The organism is Cribrihabitans marinus (assembly GCF_900109035.1).
Lineage (GTDB): Bacteria > Pseudomonadota > Alphaproteobacteria > Rhodobacterales > Rhodobacteraceae > Cribrihabitans > Cribrihabitans marinus.
In genome coordinates this window covers 158,840-176,743 of the sequence record NZ_FNYD01000008.1, presented here as the reverse complement: position 1 = coordinate 176,743, position 17,904 = coordinate 158,840, and the positions used below count along the sequence as shown (strand labels likewise).

General features: G+C 65.3%; 20 protein-coding genes. 9 read left to right on the top strand and 11 right to left on the bottom strand.

The window, feature by feature from the left end; all coding sequences use genetic code 11:
* Nucleotides 1-114: 114 nt before the first annotated feature.
* Entirely contained in the window at nt 115-321 is a 207-nt protein-coding gene (locus BMX57_RS14475; RefSeq protein ID WP_092368519.1) for a cold-shock protein, read from the top strand.
* 57 nt (nt 322-378) lie between these two features.
* Here the strand turns inward: BMX57_RS14475 and BMX57_RS14470 are convergent, their stop codons facing one another.
* The 4 genes from BMX57_RS14470 to BMX57_RS14455 form a co-directional block, all read right to left on the bottom strand.
* On the bottom strand, nt 379-822 hold the full coding sequence (locus BMX57_RS14470) for a MaoC family dehydratase (protein ID WP_092368516.1): 444 nt from the start codon (nt 820-822) through the stop codon (nt 379-381).
* Nucleotides 823-924: 102 nt separating this feature from the next.
* Nucleotides 925-1,800, bottom strand: a complete 876-nt coding sequence (locus BMX57_RS14465) for a TIGR01459 family HAD-type hydrolase (protein WP_092368513.1) — start codon at nt 1,798-1,800, stop codon at nt 925-927.
* Nucleotides 1,801-1,877: 77 nt separating this feature from the next.
* Nucleotides 1,878-2,363 carry a flavodoxin family protein gene (locus tag BMX57_RS14460; protein ID WP_092368510.1) on the bottom strand — a complete coding sequence of 162 codons (486 nt, stop codon included), beginning with the start codon at nt 2,361-2,363 and terminating at the stop codon, nt 1,878-1,880.
* An 80-nt stretch (nt 2,364-2,443) separates the two neighbouring features.
* Complete coding sequence (locus BMX57_RS14455) at nt 2,444-3,364, bottom strand: manganese-dependent inorganic pyrophosphatase (protein WP_092368507.1); 921 nt, start codon at nt 3,362-3,364, stop codon at nt 2,444-2,446.
* Nucleotides 3,365-3,483: 119 nt separating this feature from the next.
* On the opposite strand from BMX57_RS14455, the gene BMX57_RS14450 reads away from it, so the two are divergent.
* From BMX57_RS14450 to BMX57_RS14435, 4 genes are all read left to right on the top strand, one after another.
* Nucleotides 3,484-4,161: a DUF2161 domain-containing phosphodiesterase gene (locus BMX57_RS14450; RefSeq protein WP_092368504.1), complete on the top strand. Its 678-nt coding sequence runs from the start codon at nt 3,484-3,486 to the stop codon at nt 4,159-4,161.
* 180 nt (nt 4,162-4,341) lie between these two features.
* On the top strand, nt 4,342-4,653 hold the full coding sequence (locus BMX57_RS14445) for a co-chaperone GroES (RefSeq protein ID WP_092368501.1): 312 nt from the start codon (nt 4,342-4,344) through the stop codon (nt 4,651-4,653).
* Between the two features lie 54 nt (nt 4,654-4,707).
* Nucleotides 4,708-6,354, top strand: coding sequence for a chaperonin GroEL (groL, locus tag BMX57_RS14440; protein WP_092368498.1), 1,647 nt, complete (start codon nt 4,708-4,710; stop codon nt 6,352-6,354).
* A gap of 133 nt (nt 6,355-6,487) precedes the next feature.
* On the top strand, nt 6,488-8,071 hold the full coding sequence (locus BMX57_RS14435) for an HNH endonuclease signature motif containing protein (protein ID WP_177175465.1): 1,584 nt from the start codon (nt 6,488-6,490) through the stop codon (nt 8,069-8,071).
* Here the strand turns inward: BMX57_RS14435 and BMX57_RS20710 are convergent.
* The 4 genes from BMX57_RS20710 to BMX57_RS14420 all read right to left on the bottom strand — a co-directional run bounded on the left by BMX57_RS20710 (nt 8,066) and on the right by BMX57_RS14420 (nt 10,493).
* Nucleotides 8,066-8,230 carry a hypothetical protein gene (locus BMX57_RS20710; protein ID WP_177175464.1) on the bottom strand — a complete coding sequence of 55 codons (165 nt, stop codon included), beginning with the start codon at nt 8,228-8,230 and terminating at the stop codon, nt 8,066-8,068. The two genes, BMX57_RS14435 and BMX57_RS20710, sit on opposite strands and share 6 nt — an antisense overlap.
* Nucleotides 8,230-9,156 carry an IS1595 family transposase gene (locus tag BMX57_RS14430; protein ID WP_092368492.1) on the bottom strand — a complete coding sequence of 309 codons (927 nt, stop codon included), beginning with the start codon at nt 9,154-9,156 and terminating at the stop codon, nt 8,230-8,232. Before BMX57_RS14430 ends, BMX57_RS20710 begins: the two co-directional genes overlap by 1 nt.
* A 75-nt stretch (nt 9,157-9,231) precedes the next feature.
* Nucleotides 9,232-9,846 carry an SOS response-associated peptidase gene (locus BMX57_RS14425; protein ID WP_092368489.1) on the bottom strand — a complete coding sequence of 205 codons (615 nt, stop codon included), beginning with the start codon at nt 9,844-9,846 and terminating at the stop codon, nt 9,232-9,234.
* 5 nt (nt 9,847-9,851) lie between these two features.
* On the bottom strand, nt 9,852-10,493 hold the full coding sequence (locus tag BMX57_RS14420) for an arylesterase (protein ID WP_092368486.1): 642 nt from the start codon (nt 10,491-10,493) through the stop codon (nt 9,852-9,854).
* A 25-nt stretch (nt 10,494-10,518) separates the two neighbouring features.
* On the opposite strand from BMX57_RS14420, the gene BMX57_RS14415 reads away from it, so the two are divergent.
* Both BMX57_RS14415 and BMX57_RS14410 read left to right on the top strand, forming a co-directional pair.
* On the top strand, nt 10,519-11,220 hold the full coding sequence (locus tag BMX57_RS14415) for an ABC transporter ATP-binding protein (RefSeq protein WP_092368483.1): 702 nt from the start codon (nt 10,519-10,521) through the stop codon (nt 11,218-11,220).
* The gene (locus BMX57_RS14410) at nt 11,217-13,745 is read left to right on the top strand and encodes an ABC transporter permease (RefSeq protein ID WP_092368480.1); all 2,529 of its coding nucleotides are present in this window, start codon (nt 11,217-11,219) and stop codon (nt 13,743-13,745) included. The genes BMX57_RS14415 and BMX57_RS14410 overlap by 4 nt, the downstream gene beginning before the upstream one ends.
* 12 nt (nt 13,746-13,757) lie before the next feature.
* On the opposite strand, the gene BMX57_RS14405 is transcribed toward BMX57_RS14410, so the two are convergent.
* Complete coding sequence (locus tag BMX57_RS14405; protein WP_092368477.1) at nt 13,758-14,204, bottom strand: RrF2 family transcriptional regulator; 447 nt, start codon at nt 14,202-14,204, stop codon at nt 13,758-13,760.
* 96 nt (nt 14,205-14,300) lie between these two features.
* Here BMX57_RS14405 and BMX57_RS14400 point away from each other — a divergent pair, with 96 nt between their 5' ends.
* Nucleotides 14,301-14,870 (top strand): gamma-glutamylcyclotransferase family protein, encoded by a 570-nt coding sequence (locus tag BMX57_RS14400; RefSeq protein ID WP_092368831.1) that lies wholly within the window; start codon nt 14,301-14,303, stop codon nt 14,868-14,870.
* Between the two features lie 81 nt (nt 14,871-14,951).
* On the opposite strand, the gene gltX is transcribed toward BMX57_RS14400, so the two are convergent.
* Nucleotides 14,952-16,283, bottom strand: coding sequence for a glutamate--tRNA ligase (gene gltX, locus BMX57_RS14395; protein WP_092368474.1), 1,332 nt, complete (start codon nt 16,281-16,283; stop codon nt 14,952-14,954).
* Nucleotides 16,284-16,414: 131 nt separating this feature from the next.
* Nucleotides 16,415-16,843 carry a DUF1801 domain-containing protein gene (locus tag BMX57_RS14390; RefSeq protein WP_092368471.1) on the bottom strand — a complete coding sequence of 143 codons (429 nt, stop codon included), beginning with the start codon at nt 16,841-16,843 and terminating at the stop codon, nt 16,415-16,417.
* A 119-nt stretch (nt 16,844-16,962) separates the two neighbouring features.
* Between BMX57_RS14390 and BMX57_RS14385 the strand changes: the two genes are divergently transcribed.
* Complete coding sequence (locus tag BMX57_RS14385) at nt 16,963-17,895, top strand: MBL fold metallo-hydrolase (protein ID WP_092368468.1); 933 nt, start codon at nt 16,963-16,965, stop codon at nt 17,893-17,895.
* Nucleotides 17,896-17,904 lie beyond the last annotated feature (9 nt).

Here is a 17,904-nt window from a genome sequence, read left to right as displayed (position 1 = left end):
CGCGACGTTAAGCTATCGACCACACTGCTCCTGCCACGGCTCAGTTCTCGATTTTGCACTGACTGAGCCGACCTGCCGCATCCCGCGGGCAGACCCTGAGAGGAGAGAGAGACGATGGCCAAGGGTACCGTGAAATGGTTCAACACCACCAAAGGCTACGGCTTCATCGCGCCCGATGAGGGCGGCAAGGACGTATTCGTTCACATTTCCGCGGTCGAGCGCTCCGGCCTGACCGGCCTCGCCGACAATCAGAAGGTGAACTACGAGCTGCAGGCCGGCCGCGACGGTCGCGAGTCGGCGGCGAATATCGAACTGATCTAGGATCCTTTCGGCAGGCTCGGTCCCGGGCCTGCCATCCCTGTTTGGCCGAAGCTGCGTTCAGTCGAATTTGCGCGACGGGGCCAGCACCGTGGCCTCTCCGACCAGCACCTTCTTGCCTTCGACTGCGCAATGGCAATCCAGCTTGACGCGGCGCTTCGCGATGTCGATATCCGTGACCCTGACCTCGGCATAGACCATGTCACCGGGGCGCACGGGGCCCAGGAATTTCAGCGTCTGGCCCAAATAGACCGTGCCGTGACCCGGCAGTTGCTCGCCGATCACCGCCGAGATCAGGCCGGCGGTCAGCATCCCGTGCGCGATCCGACCCTCGAAGATCGTATCCTGCGCGTAATCGTCGTCCAGATGCACCGGGTTGCGGTCGGTGGACACCGTCGCGAACATCTCGATGTCGGAATCCGTCACCTGCTTGCGCAGATCGCGCGACATGCCCATCTCGATATCTTCTATGCAGATCGTTCCGCGCGGCAGGTTGTCCAACATTTCAAGCCTCTGTCTTGCGTCGGAGGGTAATATTGCGTCCCTCAAGTTATCCATTGGGAAACTTTATTACTTTGCAAGCGCAGAAAATCAAGCTGTTTTAAGTCAGCGGAGCTGTCCTATGGAGTAGGTCGGAGCCGCCATTTCCTTTTCCAGGTAGGTGTTTAGCGCGTCCGGGTCCGGATCGCGGTCGGTTTTGGTCTCGGACGCGGCCAGCCCGCCCGTGATGAACAGCGAATCGATCCCCTCGCCCATCGCCCCGGCGATGTCGGTGTGGATGCCGTCGCCGATCGCCAGGATCTCGCCATCGCGGATATCCAGGTCCAGACCGACCAGCCGCCGACGGGCCAGGTCATAGATCGGCGGATGCGGCTTTCCGAAATAGAGCGACTCGCCGCCCATCTCGGTATAGAGCCGCGCCAGGGCCCCGGCGCACCACTCGCGCACGTCGCCGCGATCGACGACGATATCGGGGTTCGCGCAGAGAAGTTTCAGGCCCTTCTGCTTGGCATAGAGGAATTGCGGCCGGTTCTCGGCCGGATCCTTCAGCGGGTCGAACGGCCCGCAGCAGACGATGCCTTCCGCCTCTTCCAGCGGTACGCGCCGAATGTCGACGGGATCGTCCAGAATGCTGAGCGGCTCGAAGAACCCGGCATCACGCTCCCACTCGCCCATGAACCAGACACGGCTGCCCACCGCGCCGCGGAACATCGCCGCCCGCGCGCTGTCGCCGCTGGTGGCGATCGTGTCATAGGCGTCCTTCGGCACGCCGAAACCGGCCAGTTGCTGGCCCACGCCCGCCCGCGGCTTGGGCGAGTTGGTGACCAGCACCACCACACCACCCGCAGCCCGATAGGCCTGCAGCGCCGCAACAGCCTCGGGATAGGCCATGATCCCGTTGTGCACGCACCCCCAGAGATCGACAAAAAGCGCCTTGTAACGGTCGGAAACCTCGGAAAGGGCAGAGATGATCTGGGTCATGGTGCGGTCCTGGTTGCTGGCATGGAGCCGATATGCCCGATCCGGCCGGGAATGGCCATCAGCTTGATCGCAGGTGCTCAGAACGCCCCCATCGCCAGCCCCGCCGCCATCGCCTGCCCCAACTCGCGACATTTCCGCAGGTCGTCATCCGGGATCGTCTTCTCGGCCAAAATAGCCTCCTGCGTCTGGGCGTGGGTGCAGATGATCAGCGGCTCCTGCACCTCGCGCAGCCGCCAGCCGGTGGCGATGCGGGCGGTCTGGCGGGCGGCGTTTTCGCCGTCGGATCCCGCGCAGACCATCTGGGCATAGGCCCGGCCCTCGATCCGGCCCAGCACCGGGTAATAGCAGCGGTCGAAGAACTCCTTCATCTCGCCGGACAGCGCGGCCAGGTTCTCGGGCGCGCAGAACAGGTAGCCATCGGCCGCCAGCAGATCGTCGGGGCCGGCCTCCCGCGCCCGCATCAGACGGGTGTCGGTCTCGGCGCGGGCGGCTTCGGCCGCTGCATCGGCCATCTGCCGGCTTCCGCCTGTGCGGGAATGATATACGATCAGGAGCGACGCCATTCCGGCCTTCTACCTCGGCACAGCCCGCAAATGCAAAGGGCGCCCCATCGGGACGCCCTGAACCACATGACAAGGCCGGATCAGACCTTGAGATTCGGGATGATCTGCTTCTTCCGGCTCATGATGCCGGGCAGGACCACGGAGTCTCCGTCGACACTGGCGCCAAAGCTCTTTTCGGCGACGCCCTTCACCAGATCATTGGGCACCAGCAGCGTCGCCTCCTCGTTGAGGATGTCGACCACGAACAGCAGAACCTGATCCACGCCGTCCTCGGCGGCGACCTCGGTCATGCTCTGCATCAACGACGCCTTGCGATCCAGCACGGTGCCGGGCGCAGTGGTCTCGAGGACGCTGACGCGGAACTTCGTGCCGGAGACCTCGTATTCCTTGCTGTCCATGCGCAGAAGCTCGGCATCCGAAAACGCCGACACGTCCGACTTGGCGGCGAACATCTCGGCGGCGTAGCCGGGGATGTCCAGGCCCAGGTCGCGCGCCAGCTCCTCGGCCAGGGCGCGGTCATGCGGGGTGGTGGTCGGCGAGCGGAACTCCAGCGTGTCGCTGAGGATGCAGGTCAGCGCCGCCCCCTTGGCCCAGTCGGGCATGCGCTTGGCGTCCTCGCCCATCAGGTCGACCATGATCGTCGCGGTGCAGGCCAGCGGACGGATGGTGATGTCGATCGGGCCGCTGGTCTCCAGCCCGCCGACCAGCTTGTGATGGTCGATGATCGCACGGAGATCGGCGCCGTTGATGTTGGCGGGCAGTTCGGCGGGGTTGTTGGTGTCGACGACCACACAAGGCGTGCCGTCCTCGATGCCCTCGACGATGCGGGGCTTGGGCAGATCCCAGCGCCCCAGCATGAAGGCGGCCTCGGTATTCGGCTCGCCCAGCAGCACCGCCTCGGCCTTCTCGCCCTTGATCTCGTTGAGATACCAGGCCCAGAGGATCGGCGACCCGGTGGAATCGGTGTCGGGGGATTTGTGTCCGAAAACAAGCGTGGTCATGTCAGCGTCCTGCGTTATGGCGGATTTCGCGCGCCTTATAGGGGGCCGCCGCGCGGATGTCACGCGGCCCGATCGCGGACAAATGGACGCGAAGCACGGGCTTGTCTAGACTGGCCGTGATGACGCGCGAGCAGGACCTTTATCCGCCGGTCAAGGCATTGCTGGAACGCCAGGGCTATACCGTCAAGGGCGAGGTCGGTGCGGCGGACGTGGTGGCCCGGCGCGGCACCGAACCGCCGGTCATCGTCGAGCTCAAGACCCGGTTCTCGCTCGGCCTCTTCCATCAGGCCATCGCCAGGATGGCCCTCACCGACCTCGTCTATGTCGCCGTGCCGCGCCCCACCGGCCGGACCGCGCGGCGGGCGCTGCGCGACAACCTTGCCCTGTGCCGCCGGCTGGGCCTGGGCCTGATCACCGTGCGCGCCGATGGCCGGGCCGAGGTGCAGTGCGATCCCGGCCCCTATGCGCCGCGCAAGAACAAGGCGCGGACGGCGCGCCTGCTGCGCGAGTTCGACCGGCTGCAGGGGGATCCCAACGCCGGCGGCGCGACCCGGCACGGGATCGTCACTGCCTACCGCCAGGACGCGCTGCGCTGCGCCGCGCACCTGGCCCGGCATGGTGCCTGCCGTGGCGCGGCGGTGGCCCGGGCCACCGGCGTGGCGGCCGCAACCCGCCTCATGGCCGACAATCATTACGGCTGGTTCGAGCGCGTCGAACGCGGGGTTTACGGGCTTACGGATGCCGGCAGAGCGGGCCTGACGCACTGGGCCTACAGCTGGGAGGATACGTCGGCCTGACGCGCCCCGAGCCGGCTCGCTCCAACCTGCGAAATTTTTCGCCAAGTGACCGTTGACTTGCCCGAAATCCGCCCTTAGCTATGCGCCGTTGGCACTCGCACTCACTGAGTGCCAACGGTCCGTGCCGCTGACTGGGCGGACCCTACAGGGAAACAAACTTTGAGCCAAGGAGCTGCAAAGATGGCATTCAAACCTCTTCATGACCGGGTGCTGGTGCGCCGCGTGGAAAGCGACGAGAAAACCGCTGGCGGGCTGATCATTCCCGACAGCGCCAAGGAAAAGCCCGCCGAAGGCATCGTGGTCGCCTGTGGCGACGGCGCGCGCAAGGACAGCGGCGAACTGATCGAGATGGCCGTGTCCGAAGGCGACAAGATCCTGTTCGGCAAGTGGTCGGGCACCGAGGTCACCGTCGACGGCGAAGAGCTGCTGATCATGAAAGAGAGCGACATTCTCGGCATCATCGAAGCTTCGGCAGCCGCCAAGGCCGCCTGAACGCCCAGATTCGTCTGACCTCAACACGACAAGAAATTCCAAGGAGCAAGTCAAATGGCTGCTAAGGACGTCAAATTCGAGACCGATGCCCGAAACAAGATGCTCAAGGGTGTCAACATCCTGGCCGACGCGGTCAAGGTGACCCTGGGTCCCAAGGGCCGCAACGTTGTGCTGGACAAGTCGTTCGGCGCGCCGCGCATCACCAAGGACGGTGTCTCGGTCGCCAAGGAAATCGAGCTTGAGGACAAGTTCGAGAACATGGGCGCGCAGATGGTCAAGGAAGTTGCCCAGCGCACCAATGACGAGGCCGGCGACGGCACCACCACCGCGACGGTTCTGGCCCAGGCCATCGTCAAGGAAGGCATGAAATCGGTTGCCGCAGGCATGAACCCGATGGATCTGCGCCGCGGCATCGACCTGGCCACCACCAAGGTCGTAGAAGCCATCAAATCCGCCTCGCGCGGCGTGAGCGACAGCGCCGAGGTTGCGCAGGTCGGCACCATTTCGGCCAACGGCGAAAAGGAAATCGGCCGTCAGATCGCGGACGCGATGCAGAAGGTCGGCAACGAGGGTGTCATCACCGTCGAAGAGAACAAGGGCCTCGAGACCGAGACCGACGTGGTCGAGGGCATGCAGTTCGACCGCGGCTATCTTTCGCCCTATTTCGTGACCAACGCCGACAAGATGACTGCCGAGCTGGACGACTGCATGATCCTTCTGCACGAGAAGAAGCTCTCGTCGCTGCAGCCGATGGTGCCGCTGCTCGAGTCGGTGATCCAGAGCCAGAAGCCGCTGCTGATCATCGCCGAGGACGTGGAAGGCGAAGCGCTGGCCACCCTGGTGGTGAACAAGCTGCGTGGCGGCCTGAAGATCGCGGCCGTCAAGGCGCCGGGCTTCGGTGATCGCCGCAAGGCCATGCTGCAGGACATCGCCATCCTGACCGGCGGTCAGGTCATCAGCGAAGACCTGGGCATGAAGCTCGAGAACGTCACCATGGACATGCTGGGCTCGGCCAAGAAGGTGCAGATCACCAAGGACGAGACCACCATCGTGGACGGTGCCGGCGAGAAATCCGAGATCGAGGCGCGTGTCAGCCAGATCCGCACCCAGATCGAGGAAACCACCAGCGACTACGACCGCGAGAAGCTGCAGGAGCGGGTTGCCAAGCTCGCCGGCGGTGTGGCCGTGATCCGCGTGGGCGGCATGACCGAGACCGAGGTGAAAGAGCGCAAGGACCGCGTCGATGACGCGCTGAACGCAACCCGCGCGGCCGTTCAGGAAGGCATCGTCGTCGGCGGCGGCGTCGCGCTGGTTCAGGCGGCCAAGCATCTCGAAGGCCTGACCGGAGAGAACAGCGACCAGAATGTCGGTATCGCCATCGTTCGCAAGGCGCTGGAATCGCCCCTGCGTCAGATCGCCGAGAACGCTGGCGTCGACGGGTCGGTCGTGGCCGGCAAGATCCGCGAAAGCGACGATCTGAAGTTCGGCTTCAACGCCCAGACCGAAGAGTATGGCGACATGTTCGCCTTCGGTGTCATCGACCCGGCCAAGGTGGTGCGCACCGCGCTGCAGGACGCCTCCTCGATTGCCGGCCTGCTGATCACCACCGAGGCGATGGTGGCCGACAAGCCGCAGAAGGAAAGCGCCGGCGCCGGTGGCGGCGGCATGCCCGACATGGGCGGCATGGGCGGCATGATGTAAGCCACCCGGTCATCCAACCGAATTGGGGCCGCCCGCCGGGCGGCCCCTTTTTTTGGGCGATGTTATACTTGCCGTACCCGGTGGTGTGAGGTAGCTAATGACTAACCTATCTCCATTCGCTTTTGAGGCACCTATGGCAGCATCGCATGTTAACTTAGACGCATTGATACCGAGGGAGGATTTTGAATCAACCGCGGGAAGTGCCGGAGGTCGCCTGCGCGAGACCATCAGTTTGTCCGATCTTGAGGAAACCGGCTTCTTCCAGCGCAGCCTTCGGAAGCCCGACTTTCAGCGCGAGACTACTCACTGGACGCCTGCTGCCGTCTGCGATTTGGTATGGGCCTATCTCGAAGGCCACCTGATTCCAGCCGTGATACTTTGGCAAAGCGGTGACAAGGTTTTCGTTATCGACGGCGCTCACAGAATCAGCGCGCTTATTGCATGGATTCGCGACGATTACGGTGACGGCACTGCCTCCAACGCACGATTTGGCAGCGGTCTCACTGATGAACAGAAACGTGTTGCGAAACGCACACGCGACCAAGTACGAAAGAAGATTGGATCCTATGCTGAATTTAAGGGGTTGATCGACCAAGAGATTTCCGACCCGCAGAAAGCGAAATGGGTTAGTAGGATCGGAACTGGCTCGGTTGAAATACAATGGGTCACTGCGACTAACTCAAAGGCGGCGGAGGACTCATTCTTCAAAATCAATCAAGCCGCGCAGCCAATTGATCCAACTGAACGTCGTATTTTGCAGACCCGTCGGTCTCCGAACTCAATTGCCGCTCGGTGTATTGCGCGGGGAGGCAAGGGGCACAAATATTGGTCCTCTTTTGACAGGGAGACCCAAGAAGAAATCGAAAGCATAGGTGAAGAACTGAACTCCATCCTTTACGATCCGCCCCACAGTGGACCGGTCACAACTACCGACGTTCCAATAGCGGGCCAAGGGTACAGTGCGCTTCCGTTTGTCTACGAACTTGTCAGCGTGTGCAACAAAATCCCACTGCCGACCAGCAGTAGCGCGAAGAAGCTGCCGGAGCCATTGCCGGAGGACAAGGATGGTCAGGAGACATTGGCATTTCTGAAGAGTGTGAAATCGCGCCTGAGATTGATCTCAACAAACTATAGCGGGTCGCTTGGGCTACACCCGCTAGTCTACTGCTACTCATCGACTGGAAACTTTCAGCCGAATGCCTTCTTGGCGACTGTTTCTTTTGCCGAACTTGTAAAGGAGAGGAGAAAGAAAGAGGAATTCACCAAGTATAGAGAGCGATTCGAAAAGTACCTGCTCAGGAACAGAACTTTTGTGTCTCTGACGATGAGCCGCTTAGGTGCCAGCGGGAGAAGTCAGCCGAGAATAATTGATCTGTACTGGTCAATTTTATCAGAGATGTTGGATGGTGCCGCCGACGACGAAATCCTGCCCCGTCTGACTATTCGGAAAGAGTTTGCACACCTAAAGCAACTTGAGGTTCCGCCTCCTGGCGCAGAGTTTGAGGGAGGGAAGAAATCAGCATCTTCTGCGTCAAAATCGTCTGCGTTTATCCGAAACGCGATGGAGACACCGCTTAAGTGCGGCATCTGCGGTGCGGCGGTTCACTGCAATTCGATTACCTTCGATCATATCGTGAGGGTTCGGGATGGTGGGGGAAACCGGGGGGAGGATATGCAGCCCACTCATCCCTTCTGCAATTCAGGCATCAAGTCATGAACTGTCACTTTTTGAACGGGCGATCTCATTCATCGCCCGTTCAAACCTTTCTTCGGCTTCGGTGGGGCTTAGTTCGCCAGCGTCCACCATTTCCTGGACCTTTTCCAGAAACCTTTGGTACTGCTGATCGTCGCTTTCTGGCTTTTGCTTCTTTGCCATCACTTACCAATCGTTTCGTAGGTGAGCCGCTTGCCGACGATGCCCAGAAGGGCAATGTCAGCCCGCAGTTTGTCGTCAACTTCCTTGGCGACACGGTTGCTGTAACGGAAGTCAAATTCGGCCATGTAGCGGTGCAGGTGTTCCTTGCTGCAATGCTGGTACACGCCTTTCATCCCGCGCTTGAAGATCGAGTAGAAGCCTTCGATGGTGTTGGTGGGGATTTCCCCGCGCCCGTATTCGCCTTGCTGGTGGCGCACGAAGTCATGGCTGGCGAAGTCGTTGCTCAGATTGAAGTACTGGCTGGCTTCGTCGGTCATGACGCTGGCTTCCTTGGCAATGTTCTCGCGCAGGATCGGCACGAGGGTCTTGGCTTTCACATCGTCCACAACGAACGACTTGGCGCGGCCAGTGGCGCGGTCCACGAGGCCCAGAACCTTGTGCTTGTGTGCGTAGCCACGGCCCTTCTTGACGCCATGCGGCTTCTTGGTGCGGTCGTTGCCGATAAAGGTCTCATCGACCTCCACAACGCCGCCACCGCCGCCCATGGGCGCGAGATCGCCGGAGCGCATAGCTTCGCGGATGCGGTGGGACATGAACCATGCAGTCTTGAGGGTGACGCCAAGGATGCGGTGCAGTTGATTGCTGCTGATGCCCTTTTTGCTGGCGCACATCAGATAGATCGCTTGCAGCCAGACGTGCATCTTGACGTGGCTGGACTCGAAGATGGTCCCGACCTTCACGGTGAACGGCTTGCGGCATTTGTAGCACTTGTATGCGCCGATCCGAGTGGACTTGCCGCCCATTTTCGACACGCGCTCAGTTTCGCCGCACTTGGGGCAAGTTGCGCCATGCGGCCACACCCGCGCCTCTACGTATTCGTAGGCGGCTTCTTCGTTGTGGAACTCTTTGCGGGACAAGATCGACATGGCTTTTCTCCTTACCCCTTATATATAGGCGCCTGGAGTGGGTACGTCAAGTATAACATCGCCTTTTTTTGGCCCTCAGGGCGCCTGCCAGTCTACGTCGTCCGCCGGTTCGATCACCAGCCGCCCCTCCGGCCAGGGACGCGACAGGCTTCGCCGCGTGTCCGTGTCGCCCTCCAGCCAGGCGGGCAGATCCGCGGCCTCCAGGATGACCGCCATGCGGTGGTGGATGTCCTGCACATCCGCGTTCGGCGCACAGGTCACCGTCGCTACCTGCGGCACCTGCCGGCCGCCCGGGGCGGCCCAGGTATCGGTGATGGCCGCGAACCACAGCAGACCACCATCCGCGGGCCGGATGCGCCAGGCGGTCTTGCGGCGGGCCTTGCCGGTCCATTCATACCAGCCGTTCACCGGAACCGCGGCGAACCCCACCCCGTCAAAGGCGCTCTTGTCGAACACGGTTTCGGACCGGGCATTGATGATGGTCTCCATAACCGGCCGGCCGCGCGCGTTCACTCGGCCCACCGGGATCATGCCCCAGCGCATCCGGATCAGGCCATCCGGCGTCAGCACGGCAACCTCTTGCCCGGGCTGGATGTTCCAGCGGGGCGGATCGTCGCCCATCTCCGCCGACAGGCCCAGGCTCTCGGCGATCCGGGACACCGGCGTGGTCAGGAACACGCGGCCCGGCATCGCCTCTACTCTCCCGCCGCCCGTTCGGCCAGTTCCAGCACATGCGGACCCAGCGCGGCCACGATCCGCTCGACGCCTTCGGCATTGGGATGGATACCGTCGGCCTGCATCATCTCGCGCGCCGCCGCCGGATCGTCACCGGCCTCCAGCCCGGCAAAGAAATCCTCGGCATAGAGCGTGTCGAACTCCGCCGCCAGCTCCGGATAGATCGCGTCGAACTCGACCTTGTAGTCGGGCCCGTAGTTGCCGGGCGCCTGCATCCCCACCAGCAGCACCTCGACATCGGCCGTCTCGGCCGCGTCCAGGATCCGGGCCAGGTTGGCCCGCGCCACCTCGGGCGCGATCCCGCGCAGCAGGTCGTTGCCGCCCAGCGCCACGATCATCGCATCCACCTCGGGCGTCAGCGTCCAGCCCACCCGCGCCGCGCCGCCGGCGGTGGTATCGCCCGAAACGCCGGCGTTGATGAGCTGCACCTCGGCCCCCTGCTCGGCCAGCCAATCACGCATCTGGGGCACGAAGCCGTCGGGCTCCACCAGCCCGTATCCTTGGGTCAGCGAGTCCCCCAATGCCGCGATGACGACAGGCTCGGCGTGTGCCGCCTGCGCCAACACGAAGAACGTTCCTGCAAGAATCGACTTGCGCAACATGGCAACTGCTCCATATCCCTGACAGATGACCGAAACCGATCCTGTTCTCAGCCTCAATGATGCCGCTTTGTCCCTGGATGGCAATGCCGGGCGGGTCGATATCCTGCATGGCATCACGCTAAGCGTTCAGCGCGGCGAGACGCTTGGGCTTGTCGGCCCGTCCGGGTCGGGCAAATCCTCGCTCCTGATGCTGATGGGCGGGCTGGAACGCGCCACCGGCGGTCAGGTGCACGCGCTGGGCCGCGATCTGTGCGCGATGGACGAGGACGCCCTGGCGCGGTTCCGCCGCGACAGCATGGGCGTCGTGTTCCAGAATTTCCACCTGATCCCGACCATGACCGCGCTCGAGAATGTCGCCACGCCCCTGGAATTGGCCGGCCACGCCGACGCGTTCGACCGCGCCGCGGCGGAACTGGAGACCGTGGGCCTGAACCATCGGGCCGATCACTACCCCGCGCAATTGTCGGGCGGCGAACAGCAGCGGGTGGCCCTGGCCCGCGCCTCGGCCCCGCGGCCGGCGCTATTGCTGGCGGACGAGCCCACGGGCAACCTGGATGAAACCAACGGCGCCGCGATCATCGACCTGCTCTTCGGCCTGCGTGACCGGCATGGCGCCACGCTGGTCCTTGTCACCCACTCGCACAGCCTGGCCGCCCGCTGCGACCGGGTGATCCGCCTGCGCGACGGTCGGTTGGCGTCAGACACCACACAAGAGGCGGCCGAGTGAGCCTGCGCCTTGCCGCCCGTTTTGCCCGCCGCGAGCTGCGTGGCGGGCTGCGCGGGTTTCGCATCTTTCTGGCCTGCCTGGCCCTCGGTGTTGCCGCCATCGCCGCAGTCGGGTCCGTCCGGGCCGCGATCGAGGCCGGACTGGCGCGCGACGGCGCGGCGCTTCTGGGCGGCGATGCCGAGATGGAGTTCACCTATCGCTTCGCCACGCCGGAAGAACGCGACTGGATGGCCGGCAACGCACGTGCGGTGTCCGAAGTGGTCGATTTCCGTTCGATGGCGGTGGCCGGCGAGGATGCGCAAGCCGATCGCGCGCTTACCCAGGTCAAGGCGGTGGACGCGGCCTATCCGCTGGTGGGCCAGGTCAGGCTCGACCCGGCGATGCCGCTCGACACCGCGCTGGCCGGCGAGGGCGACACGCCCGGCGCGGTGATGGAGCGGGTTCTCGCCGACCGGCTGGGCCTGCAGGCGGGCGACCAGTTCCGGCTGGGCACGCAGGATTTCGTGATGATGGCGGTGCTGACCCACGAGCCGGACAGCGCCGGCGACGGGTTCCGCCTCGGGCCGCGCACCCTGGCGCGCACCGAGAGCCTGGCGGATTCGGGACTGCTTGGCGCCGGAACGCTCTATTCCACCAAATATCGCCTGGACCTGCCCGACGGCACGGACCTCGCCACCCTCTCCGCACAGGCCAAGCGCGCGCTGCCGGAAAGCGGCATGCGCTGGACCGACGCGCGCAACGGCGCCCCCGGCATCGCCGAATTCGTGAACCGGCTGGGCGCGTTCCTGATCCTCGTGGGCCTCTCGGGGCTGGCAGTGGGCGGGGTCGGTGTCTCGGCGGCAGTGCGCGCCTACCTGGCCGACAAGACCGCCACCATCGCCACCCTGCGCACGCTGGGCGCGGACCGGGCGACGATCTTCCAGACCTATTTCCTGCAGATCGGCGCGCTGTCTCTGCTGGGGGTCGCGCTGGGCCTTGCGCTGGGCGGGCTGGCGCCGGTTCTGCTGGCGCCGCTGATCGAAACCCGGCTTCCGGTGCCGGCGGTCTTTGCCCTCTACCCCGCGCCGCTGGCCGAGGCCGCGCTTTACGGGCTTCTGACCGCGATCATCTTCACGCTCTGGCCGCTGGCCCGGACCGAGGAAGTGCGCGCGGCGACGCTGTTTCGCGACGCACTCTCCTCGGCGCGGCTGCTGCCGCCGATGCGCTATCTGCTGGCGCTGGCGTTGGGCCTGGCGCTGCTCGTCGGGCTGGCGGCCTGGTTCAGCGGCTCGGCCCGGCTGACCTTGTGGACGGCGGGTGGACTGGCCGGTGCGCTGACGCTTCTCGCCGGGGCCGCGCTGGCGATCCGCGCCCTCGCCCGGCGCACCGCGCCGGCCGCCCGCGGCCGGCCTGCCCTGCGCTGGGCGCTGGCGGCGATCTCCAGCCCGCGCGAGGGCGCCGCCTCTGTGGTGCTGTCGCTGGGTCTCGGGCTCTCGGTGCTGGCGGCAATCGGGCAGATCGACGGCAACCTGCGCCAGACCATCGCCGGCAACCTGCCCGACGTGGCGCCCTCGTATTTCTTCGTCGACATCCAGAAGGACCAGATGCCCGACTTCCGCGCCCGGTTGGATGGCGATCCGGCCGTGTCACGCGTCGAGACCGCACCGATGCTGCGCGGTGTCATCACCCGGATCAACGACCGCCCCGCCCGCGAAGTCGCGGGGTCGCATTGGGTGCTGGAGGGCGACCGCGGCCTGACCTATTCCGGCGAATTGCCCGACAACACCCGCCTGACCCGCGGCACCTGGTGGGGGCCGGACTATGACGGCCCGCCGCTGATCAGCTTTGCCGAGGAAGAGGCGCTGGAGCTGGGGCTCGACCTGGGCGACAGGCTGACGATCAACATCCTCGGCCGCGACATCACCGCCACCATCGCCTCGTTCCGCGAGGTCGACTTCTCGGATGCCGGGATGGGTTTCGTGCTGTCGATGAACCCCGCCGCGCTGCAGGCCGCGCCGCACACCTTCATCGCCACCGTCTATGCCGAACCGCAGGCCGAGGCGGCGATCCTGCGCGACCTGGCGACGCGCTTTCCGAACATCTCGGCCATTCGCGTGCGCGACGCCATCGACCGGGTGGCCGAGCTGCTGGCCGGCGTGGCGGCCGCCACGTCCTGGGGCGCTGGGGCGGCCCTCCTGACTGGGTTCATGGTGCTGATCGGCGCGGCGGCGGCGGGGGAAGGCGCGCGCACCTACGAGGCGGCGATCCTCAAGACCCTGGGCGCCCCGCGCCAGCGCATTCTGGCCAGCTTCGCCCTGCGCTCGGCCCTCTTGGGCGCGGCGGCGGGCCTGGTGGCCCTGGCCGCAGGCGCGGCAGGCGGATGGGCGGTCAGCCGCTTCGTCTTCGAGACGGACTATGCGGTGATCTGGTCCTCGGCCATCGCCATCGTCACCGGCGGCGTGCTGACGACACTGGCCGCGGGCCTGCTGTTCGCCTGGTCGCCCCTGGCCGCCCGCCCGGCCCGGATCCTGCGGGCGCAGGACTGACCCGTCGCGGCCTCAGCGGGCGCAGGTCACCGGCCGCAGGATCTTCATCAGGTCGACATTGTCGCAGACCAGCGACTCCAGCGTGATCGCATCCAGCGCGGAATAGAACGCCTCGGCCGCATCCTGCAGCGCCACGCGCAGCCGGCAGGCCCTGGTCAGCGGACAGGTGTTGTCGGCATCGGCAAAACACTCGGCAATGGGCAGCCCGCCCTCGACATGGCGGAACACCTCGCCGATCCGGATCCGGTCGGCCGGCACGCCCAGGCTCATGCCGCCGTTGCGCCCGCGCCGGGTGTGCAGGATCCGCAGCTGGCCCAGCTGGTTGATCACCTGCGCCAGGTGGTTTTCCGAGATGTTGCACACCTCGGCGATCTCGGCCTTGGTCACGAGCCGGTCCGGATGGGCGGCACAATACATCAACAGCCGGACGGCAATGTTCGTGCGCTTGGTGATTCGCATGGGCCTCCCCCCATGGTGATGTCCGCAACCTTATTGCACATGACCGAAAAACCCTGTTTGACATACATCAATCGCAAACCCCTCAGGAGACCCATGATCAAAGAGCCCTATTTCTTCGGCTATGGCAGCCTGGTGAACACCGCCACGCACGATTTCCCCGATCCGCAACCCGCCAGCCTGCGCGGCTGGCGGCGCGCCTGGCGTCACACCGATCTGCGGCCGGTGGCGTTCCTCACCGCGATCCCGGATCCCGGAGCCGAGATCGACGGCATGATCGCGCATGTCCCCGGCGACGACTGGCAGGCGCTGGACGAGCGCGAATGGGCCTATGACAGGGTCACCGCAACGCAGGCGGTCTCGCATCGCCTCAAGCATCCGGCCGAGATCGCGGTCTATGCCGTTCCGGCCGCGCGGCACAGTTTCCCGACCGCCCGCCACCCGGTGCTGCTGAGCTATGTCGACGTGGTGTTGCAGGGCTATCTGCGCGTCTTCGGAGAGGCCGGCATCGACCGGTTCATCGACACCACCGACGGCTGGGACACGCCGATCCTCGACGACCGCGCGGAACCGCGCTACCCGCGCCACCAGCCGCTGACGCGCGACGAGACCGCGCTGGTCGACGCGCGCCTCGCCGCAATCGGTGTGCGGATCGTGCAGGAGGTCTGAGACCCGGCCCCGGACTTGATCCGGGGCCTCTTGTCCAGTCCCGCGCCGGAGGCCCCGGATCAAGTCCGGGGCGGTATCGCGTCAGGCCAGGTCGCGCGCCCGGATCACCTGCATCAGCGGCAGGAGCGTCGCCATCTCGGGGCCGCGTTCCATCCCGGTCACCGCCTTGCGCAGCGGCATGAACAGCGCCTTGCCCTTGCGGCCAGTGGCGGATTTGACCGCGGCGGTCCATTGACCCCAGGTCGCGTCGTCATGGGGACCTTCCGGCAACAGCCGCATCGCCTCGGCGACAAAGGCCCGATCCTCGTCGGCCACCAACGGTTCGGCCCCGTCGCGGCAGAGCCGCCACCAGCCGTCCAGGTCCCGAAGCGTGGTGATGTTCTCGCGCGCCATCAGCCAGAACGGCTCGGCCAACGCGTCGGGAACGCCCAGTGCAGCCACCTCTGCGCGCACCGCCTCAAACGGCAGCGATTGCAGGTAGCGCGCGGTCAACGGAAACAGGTCGTTCACGTCGAACTTGGTCGGCGCCGCCCCGAAGCGGGTGACGTCGAACCCTTCGATCAGCTCGGCCAAGTCACCGTGCAGTTCCACCGGATCGGCGGACCCCAGCCGCGCCATCAGGCTGAGCAACGCCGCCGGCTGCACGCCCTGGTCGCGCAGATCGCGCAAGGCCAGCGTGCCGAGGCGCTTGGACAGCGCCTCGCCCTGCGGTCCGGTCAGCAGCGAGTGATGCGCGAAGCGGGGCGCGGTGCCGCCCAGCGCTTCGATGATCTGGATCTGTGTGGCGGTGTTGGTCACGTGATCCGATCCGCGCACCACGTCCGTCACCCCCATCTCGGTGTCGTCCACCACCGAGGCCAGCGTGTAGAGCACCTGCCCGTCGCCCCGGATCAGCACCGGGTCGCTGACGCTGGCCGCGTCGATCGACACATCGCCCAGGATGCCGTCGGCCCACTCGATCCGCTCGTGCTTCAGCTTGAACCGCCAGACGCCGTCACCGCGCTCGGCGCGCAGCGCCTCTTTCTCTGCTTCCGACAGTGACAGCGCGGCGCGGTCATAGACAGGCGGCCGGCCCATGTTGAGCTGCTTCTTGCGCTTGAGATCCAGCTCCGTGGGCGTCTCGAACGCCTCGTAGAAGCGGCCCGCGGCGCGCAGCCTGTCCGCGGCCTCGGCATAGCGGTCAAGCCGCTGCGACTGCCGCTCGATCCGGTCCCAGGTCAGGCCCAGCCACTCCAGGTCCTGCTTGATCGCGTCGACATATTCCTCTTTCGACCGTTCGGGGTCGGTGTCGTCGATGCGCAGGATGAAGGTGCCGCCGGCCTTGCGGGCGATCAGCCAATTCATCAGCGCTGTGCGCAGATTGCCCACATGGATATAGCCGGTGGGCGACGGGGCGAAACGGGTGGTGGTCATGGGCGTCTCCTGTTGGGGCGTCTGTTGTCACAGGCCCCGCGAATTGTCCAGCGTGGCGCCGGCCGGGCGGGCTGGGACGCGCGCAAGCGCGCGTGCCTTCGGCGAGAGTATTTGGAAAAAAGCGAAGCGGGTCAGGTCGGCTCGATTGTCCAGCGGGTCGCAAGGTCGTTGAGACCGGCGCGGATCAGCTCGGCCAGGACCGCCACGTCGATATCCGCCAGCTTGTTCACATAGAGGCAGGATTTCCCTGTCCGGTGCTTGCCCAGCCGCGCCAGGATCGGCGCGAAATCGGTGTATCCCGGCAGGACATAGATCGAATGCGCCGCCTTGCGTGGGCTGAAACCCGTGGCGAGGAACTCACCCGCGCGCCCGGACGCATAGCGGTATCGATACCGCCCATACCCCACGATTGACGGCCCCCACATCAGCGGGGCGAAGCCGGTCACCTGGCGGAACAGTGAGTCGAGCCGGGCCGCCTCGGCGGCCTTGGACGGCGGCGTCACCGTCTGCAGGAAGGCGGACACATCCCCGCCATCGGGCCTGGTCGTGTTGGCGCTCATGGCGGTCAGCCTATCACGACGCGCATTTCCGCACAGCCCCGGCGGCAATTGCACAGTGGAAGACGCGCCCGCGTGATCTACACTTCTAGCGTCCGTTCAACCAGCAAGGAGATCCGCAGATGACCGTCAAGATCACACGCCGCACCGCCCTGGCCGGTGCCGCCGCGTTGCCGCTGGCCGGGGCCGCAACCTCCACCCACGCCGCATCCCATGCCGCGGCCGCCCCGTCCGTCGCGGCCCGCCGCTTTGCCCTCGGCGATATGAGCGTGACCGCGCTGCTGGACGGGAGTTTCGCCCGCGAGGGGGTCAAGGACATTTTCGGCGGCGGCGCCTCGGACGCGGATTTCACCCGCGTGTCCGAAGAGAACTTCATCCCCGCCGACAGCGCGCAGTTCTACTTCACCCCGACCCTGGTCGACACCGGCGGCGAGCTGGTGCTGTTCGATACCGGCCTGGGACAGGGCGGCATCCAGACCGCGCTGAACGAGGTGGGCGTATCACCCGACGACATCAACGTCGTCGTGCTGACCCACATGCATCCCGACCATATCGGCGGGCTGATGACCGAGGGCGCGCCGACCTTTGCCAATGCCCGCTATGTCACCGCTGCCCAGGAATACGACTTCTGGTCCGGCATGGAGGCCGGCAACCGCGTCGGCGACCTGGTCGCCAGCAACGTGACGCCGCTGGCGGACAAGACCAGCTTCATCGAGGATGGCGGCGCGGTCGCCCCCGGCGTGACCGCGATGGCCGCCTTCGGCCACACCCCGGGCCACATGGCCTATATGCTGGAGAGCGGCGGGAAGCAGATGGTGCTGATCGCGGACCTTGCCAACCACTATGTCTGGTCCTTCGCGCATCCCGAATGGGAGGTCAGCTTTGACACCGACAAGGCGATGGCCACCGAAAGCCGCCGGCGCATCCTGGGCATGCTGGCGGCCGACAAGCTGCCGATGCTGGGCTATCACATGCCCTTCCCGGCGGCCGGTTTCGTCGACACGCGCGGCGAGGGGTTCCGCTTCGTACCGGTCAGCTATCAGTTGAACGGATAGGGGGCGCCG

What these genes read in the sequence shown, in the direction of transcription:
- BMX57_RS14475 (WP_092368519.1), top strand. Translation starts at nt 115, where the DNA reads ATGGCCAAGGGTACCGTGAAATGGTTCAACACCACCAAAGGCTACGGC.
- BMX57_RS14470 (WP_092368516.1), bottom strand. Translation starts at nt 822, where the DNA reads ATGTTGGACAACCTGCCGCGCGGAACGATCTGCATAGAAGATATCGAG.
- BMX57_RS14465 (WP_092368513.1), bottom strand. Translation starts at nt 1,800, where the DNA reads ATGACCCAGATCATCTCTGCCCTTTCCGAGGTTTCCGACCGTTACAAG.
- BMX57_RS14460 (WP_092368510.1), bottom strand. Translation starts at nt 2,363, where the DNA reads ATGGCGTCGCTCCTGATCGTATATCATTCCCGCACAGGCGGAAGCCGG.
- BMX57_RS14455 (WP_092368507.1), bottom strand. Translation starts at nt 3,364, where the DNA reads ATGACCACGCTTGTTTTCGGACACAAATCCCCCGACACCGATTCCACC.
- BMX57_RS14450 (WP_092368504.1), top strand. Translation starts at nt 3,484, where the DNA reads ATGACGCGCGAGCAGGACCTTTATCCGCCGGTCAAGGCATTGCTGGAA.
- BMX57_RS14445 (WP_092368501.1), top strand. Translation starts at nt 4,342, where the DNA reads ATGGCATTCAAACCTCTTCATGACCGGGTGCTGGTGCGCCGCGTGGAA.
- groL (WP_092368498.1), top strand. Translation starts at nt 4,708, where the DNA reads ATGGCTGCTAAGGACGTCAAATTCGAGACCGATGCCCGAAACAAGATG.
- BMX57_RS14435 (WP_177175465.1), top strand. Translation starts at nt 6,488, where the DNA reads ATGGCAGCATCGCATGTTAACTTAGACGCATTGATACCGAGGGAGGAT.
- BMX57_RS20710 (WP_177175464.1), bottom strand. Translation starts at nt 8,230, where the DNA reads ATGGCAAAGAAGCAAAAGCCAGAAAGCGACGATCAGCAGTACCAAAGG.
- BMX57_RS14430 (WP_092368492.1), bottom strand. Translation starts at nt 9,156, where the DNA reads ATGTCGATCTTGTCCCGCAAAGAGTTCCACAACGAAGAAGCCGCCTAC.
- BMX57_RS14425 (WP_092368489.1), bottom strand. Translation starts at nt 9,846, where the DNA reads ATGCCGGGCCGCGTGTTCCTGACCACGCCGGTGTCCCGGATCGCCGAG.
- BMX57_RS14420 (WP_092368486.1), bottom strand. Translation starts at nt 10,493, where the DNA reads ATGTTGCGCAAGTCGATTCTTGCAGGAACGTTCTTCGTGTTGGCGCAG.
- BMX57_RS14415 (WP_092368483.1), top strand. Translation starts at nt 10,519, where the DNA reads ATGACCGAAACCGATCCTGTTCTCAGCCTCAATGATGCCGCTTTGTCC.
- BMX57_RS14405 (WP_092368477.1), bottom strand. Translation starts at nt 14,204, where the DNA reads ATGCGAATCACCAAGCGCACGAACATTGCCGTCCGGCTGTTGATGTAT.
- gltX (WP_092368474.1), bottom strand. Translation starts at nt 16,283, where the DNA reads ATGACCACCACCCGTTTCGCCCCGTCGCCCACCGGCTATATCCATGTG.
- BMX57_RS14390 (WP_092368471.1), bottom strand. Translation starts at nt 16,843, where the DNA reads ATGAGCGCCAACACGACCAGGCCCGATGGCGGGGATGTGTCCGCCTTC.
- BMX57_RS14385 (WP_092368468.1), top strand. Translation starts at nt 16,963, where the DNA reads ATGACCGTCAAGATCACACGCCGCACCGCCCTGGCCGGTGCCGCCGCG.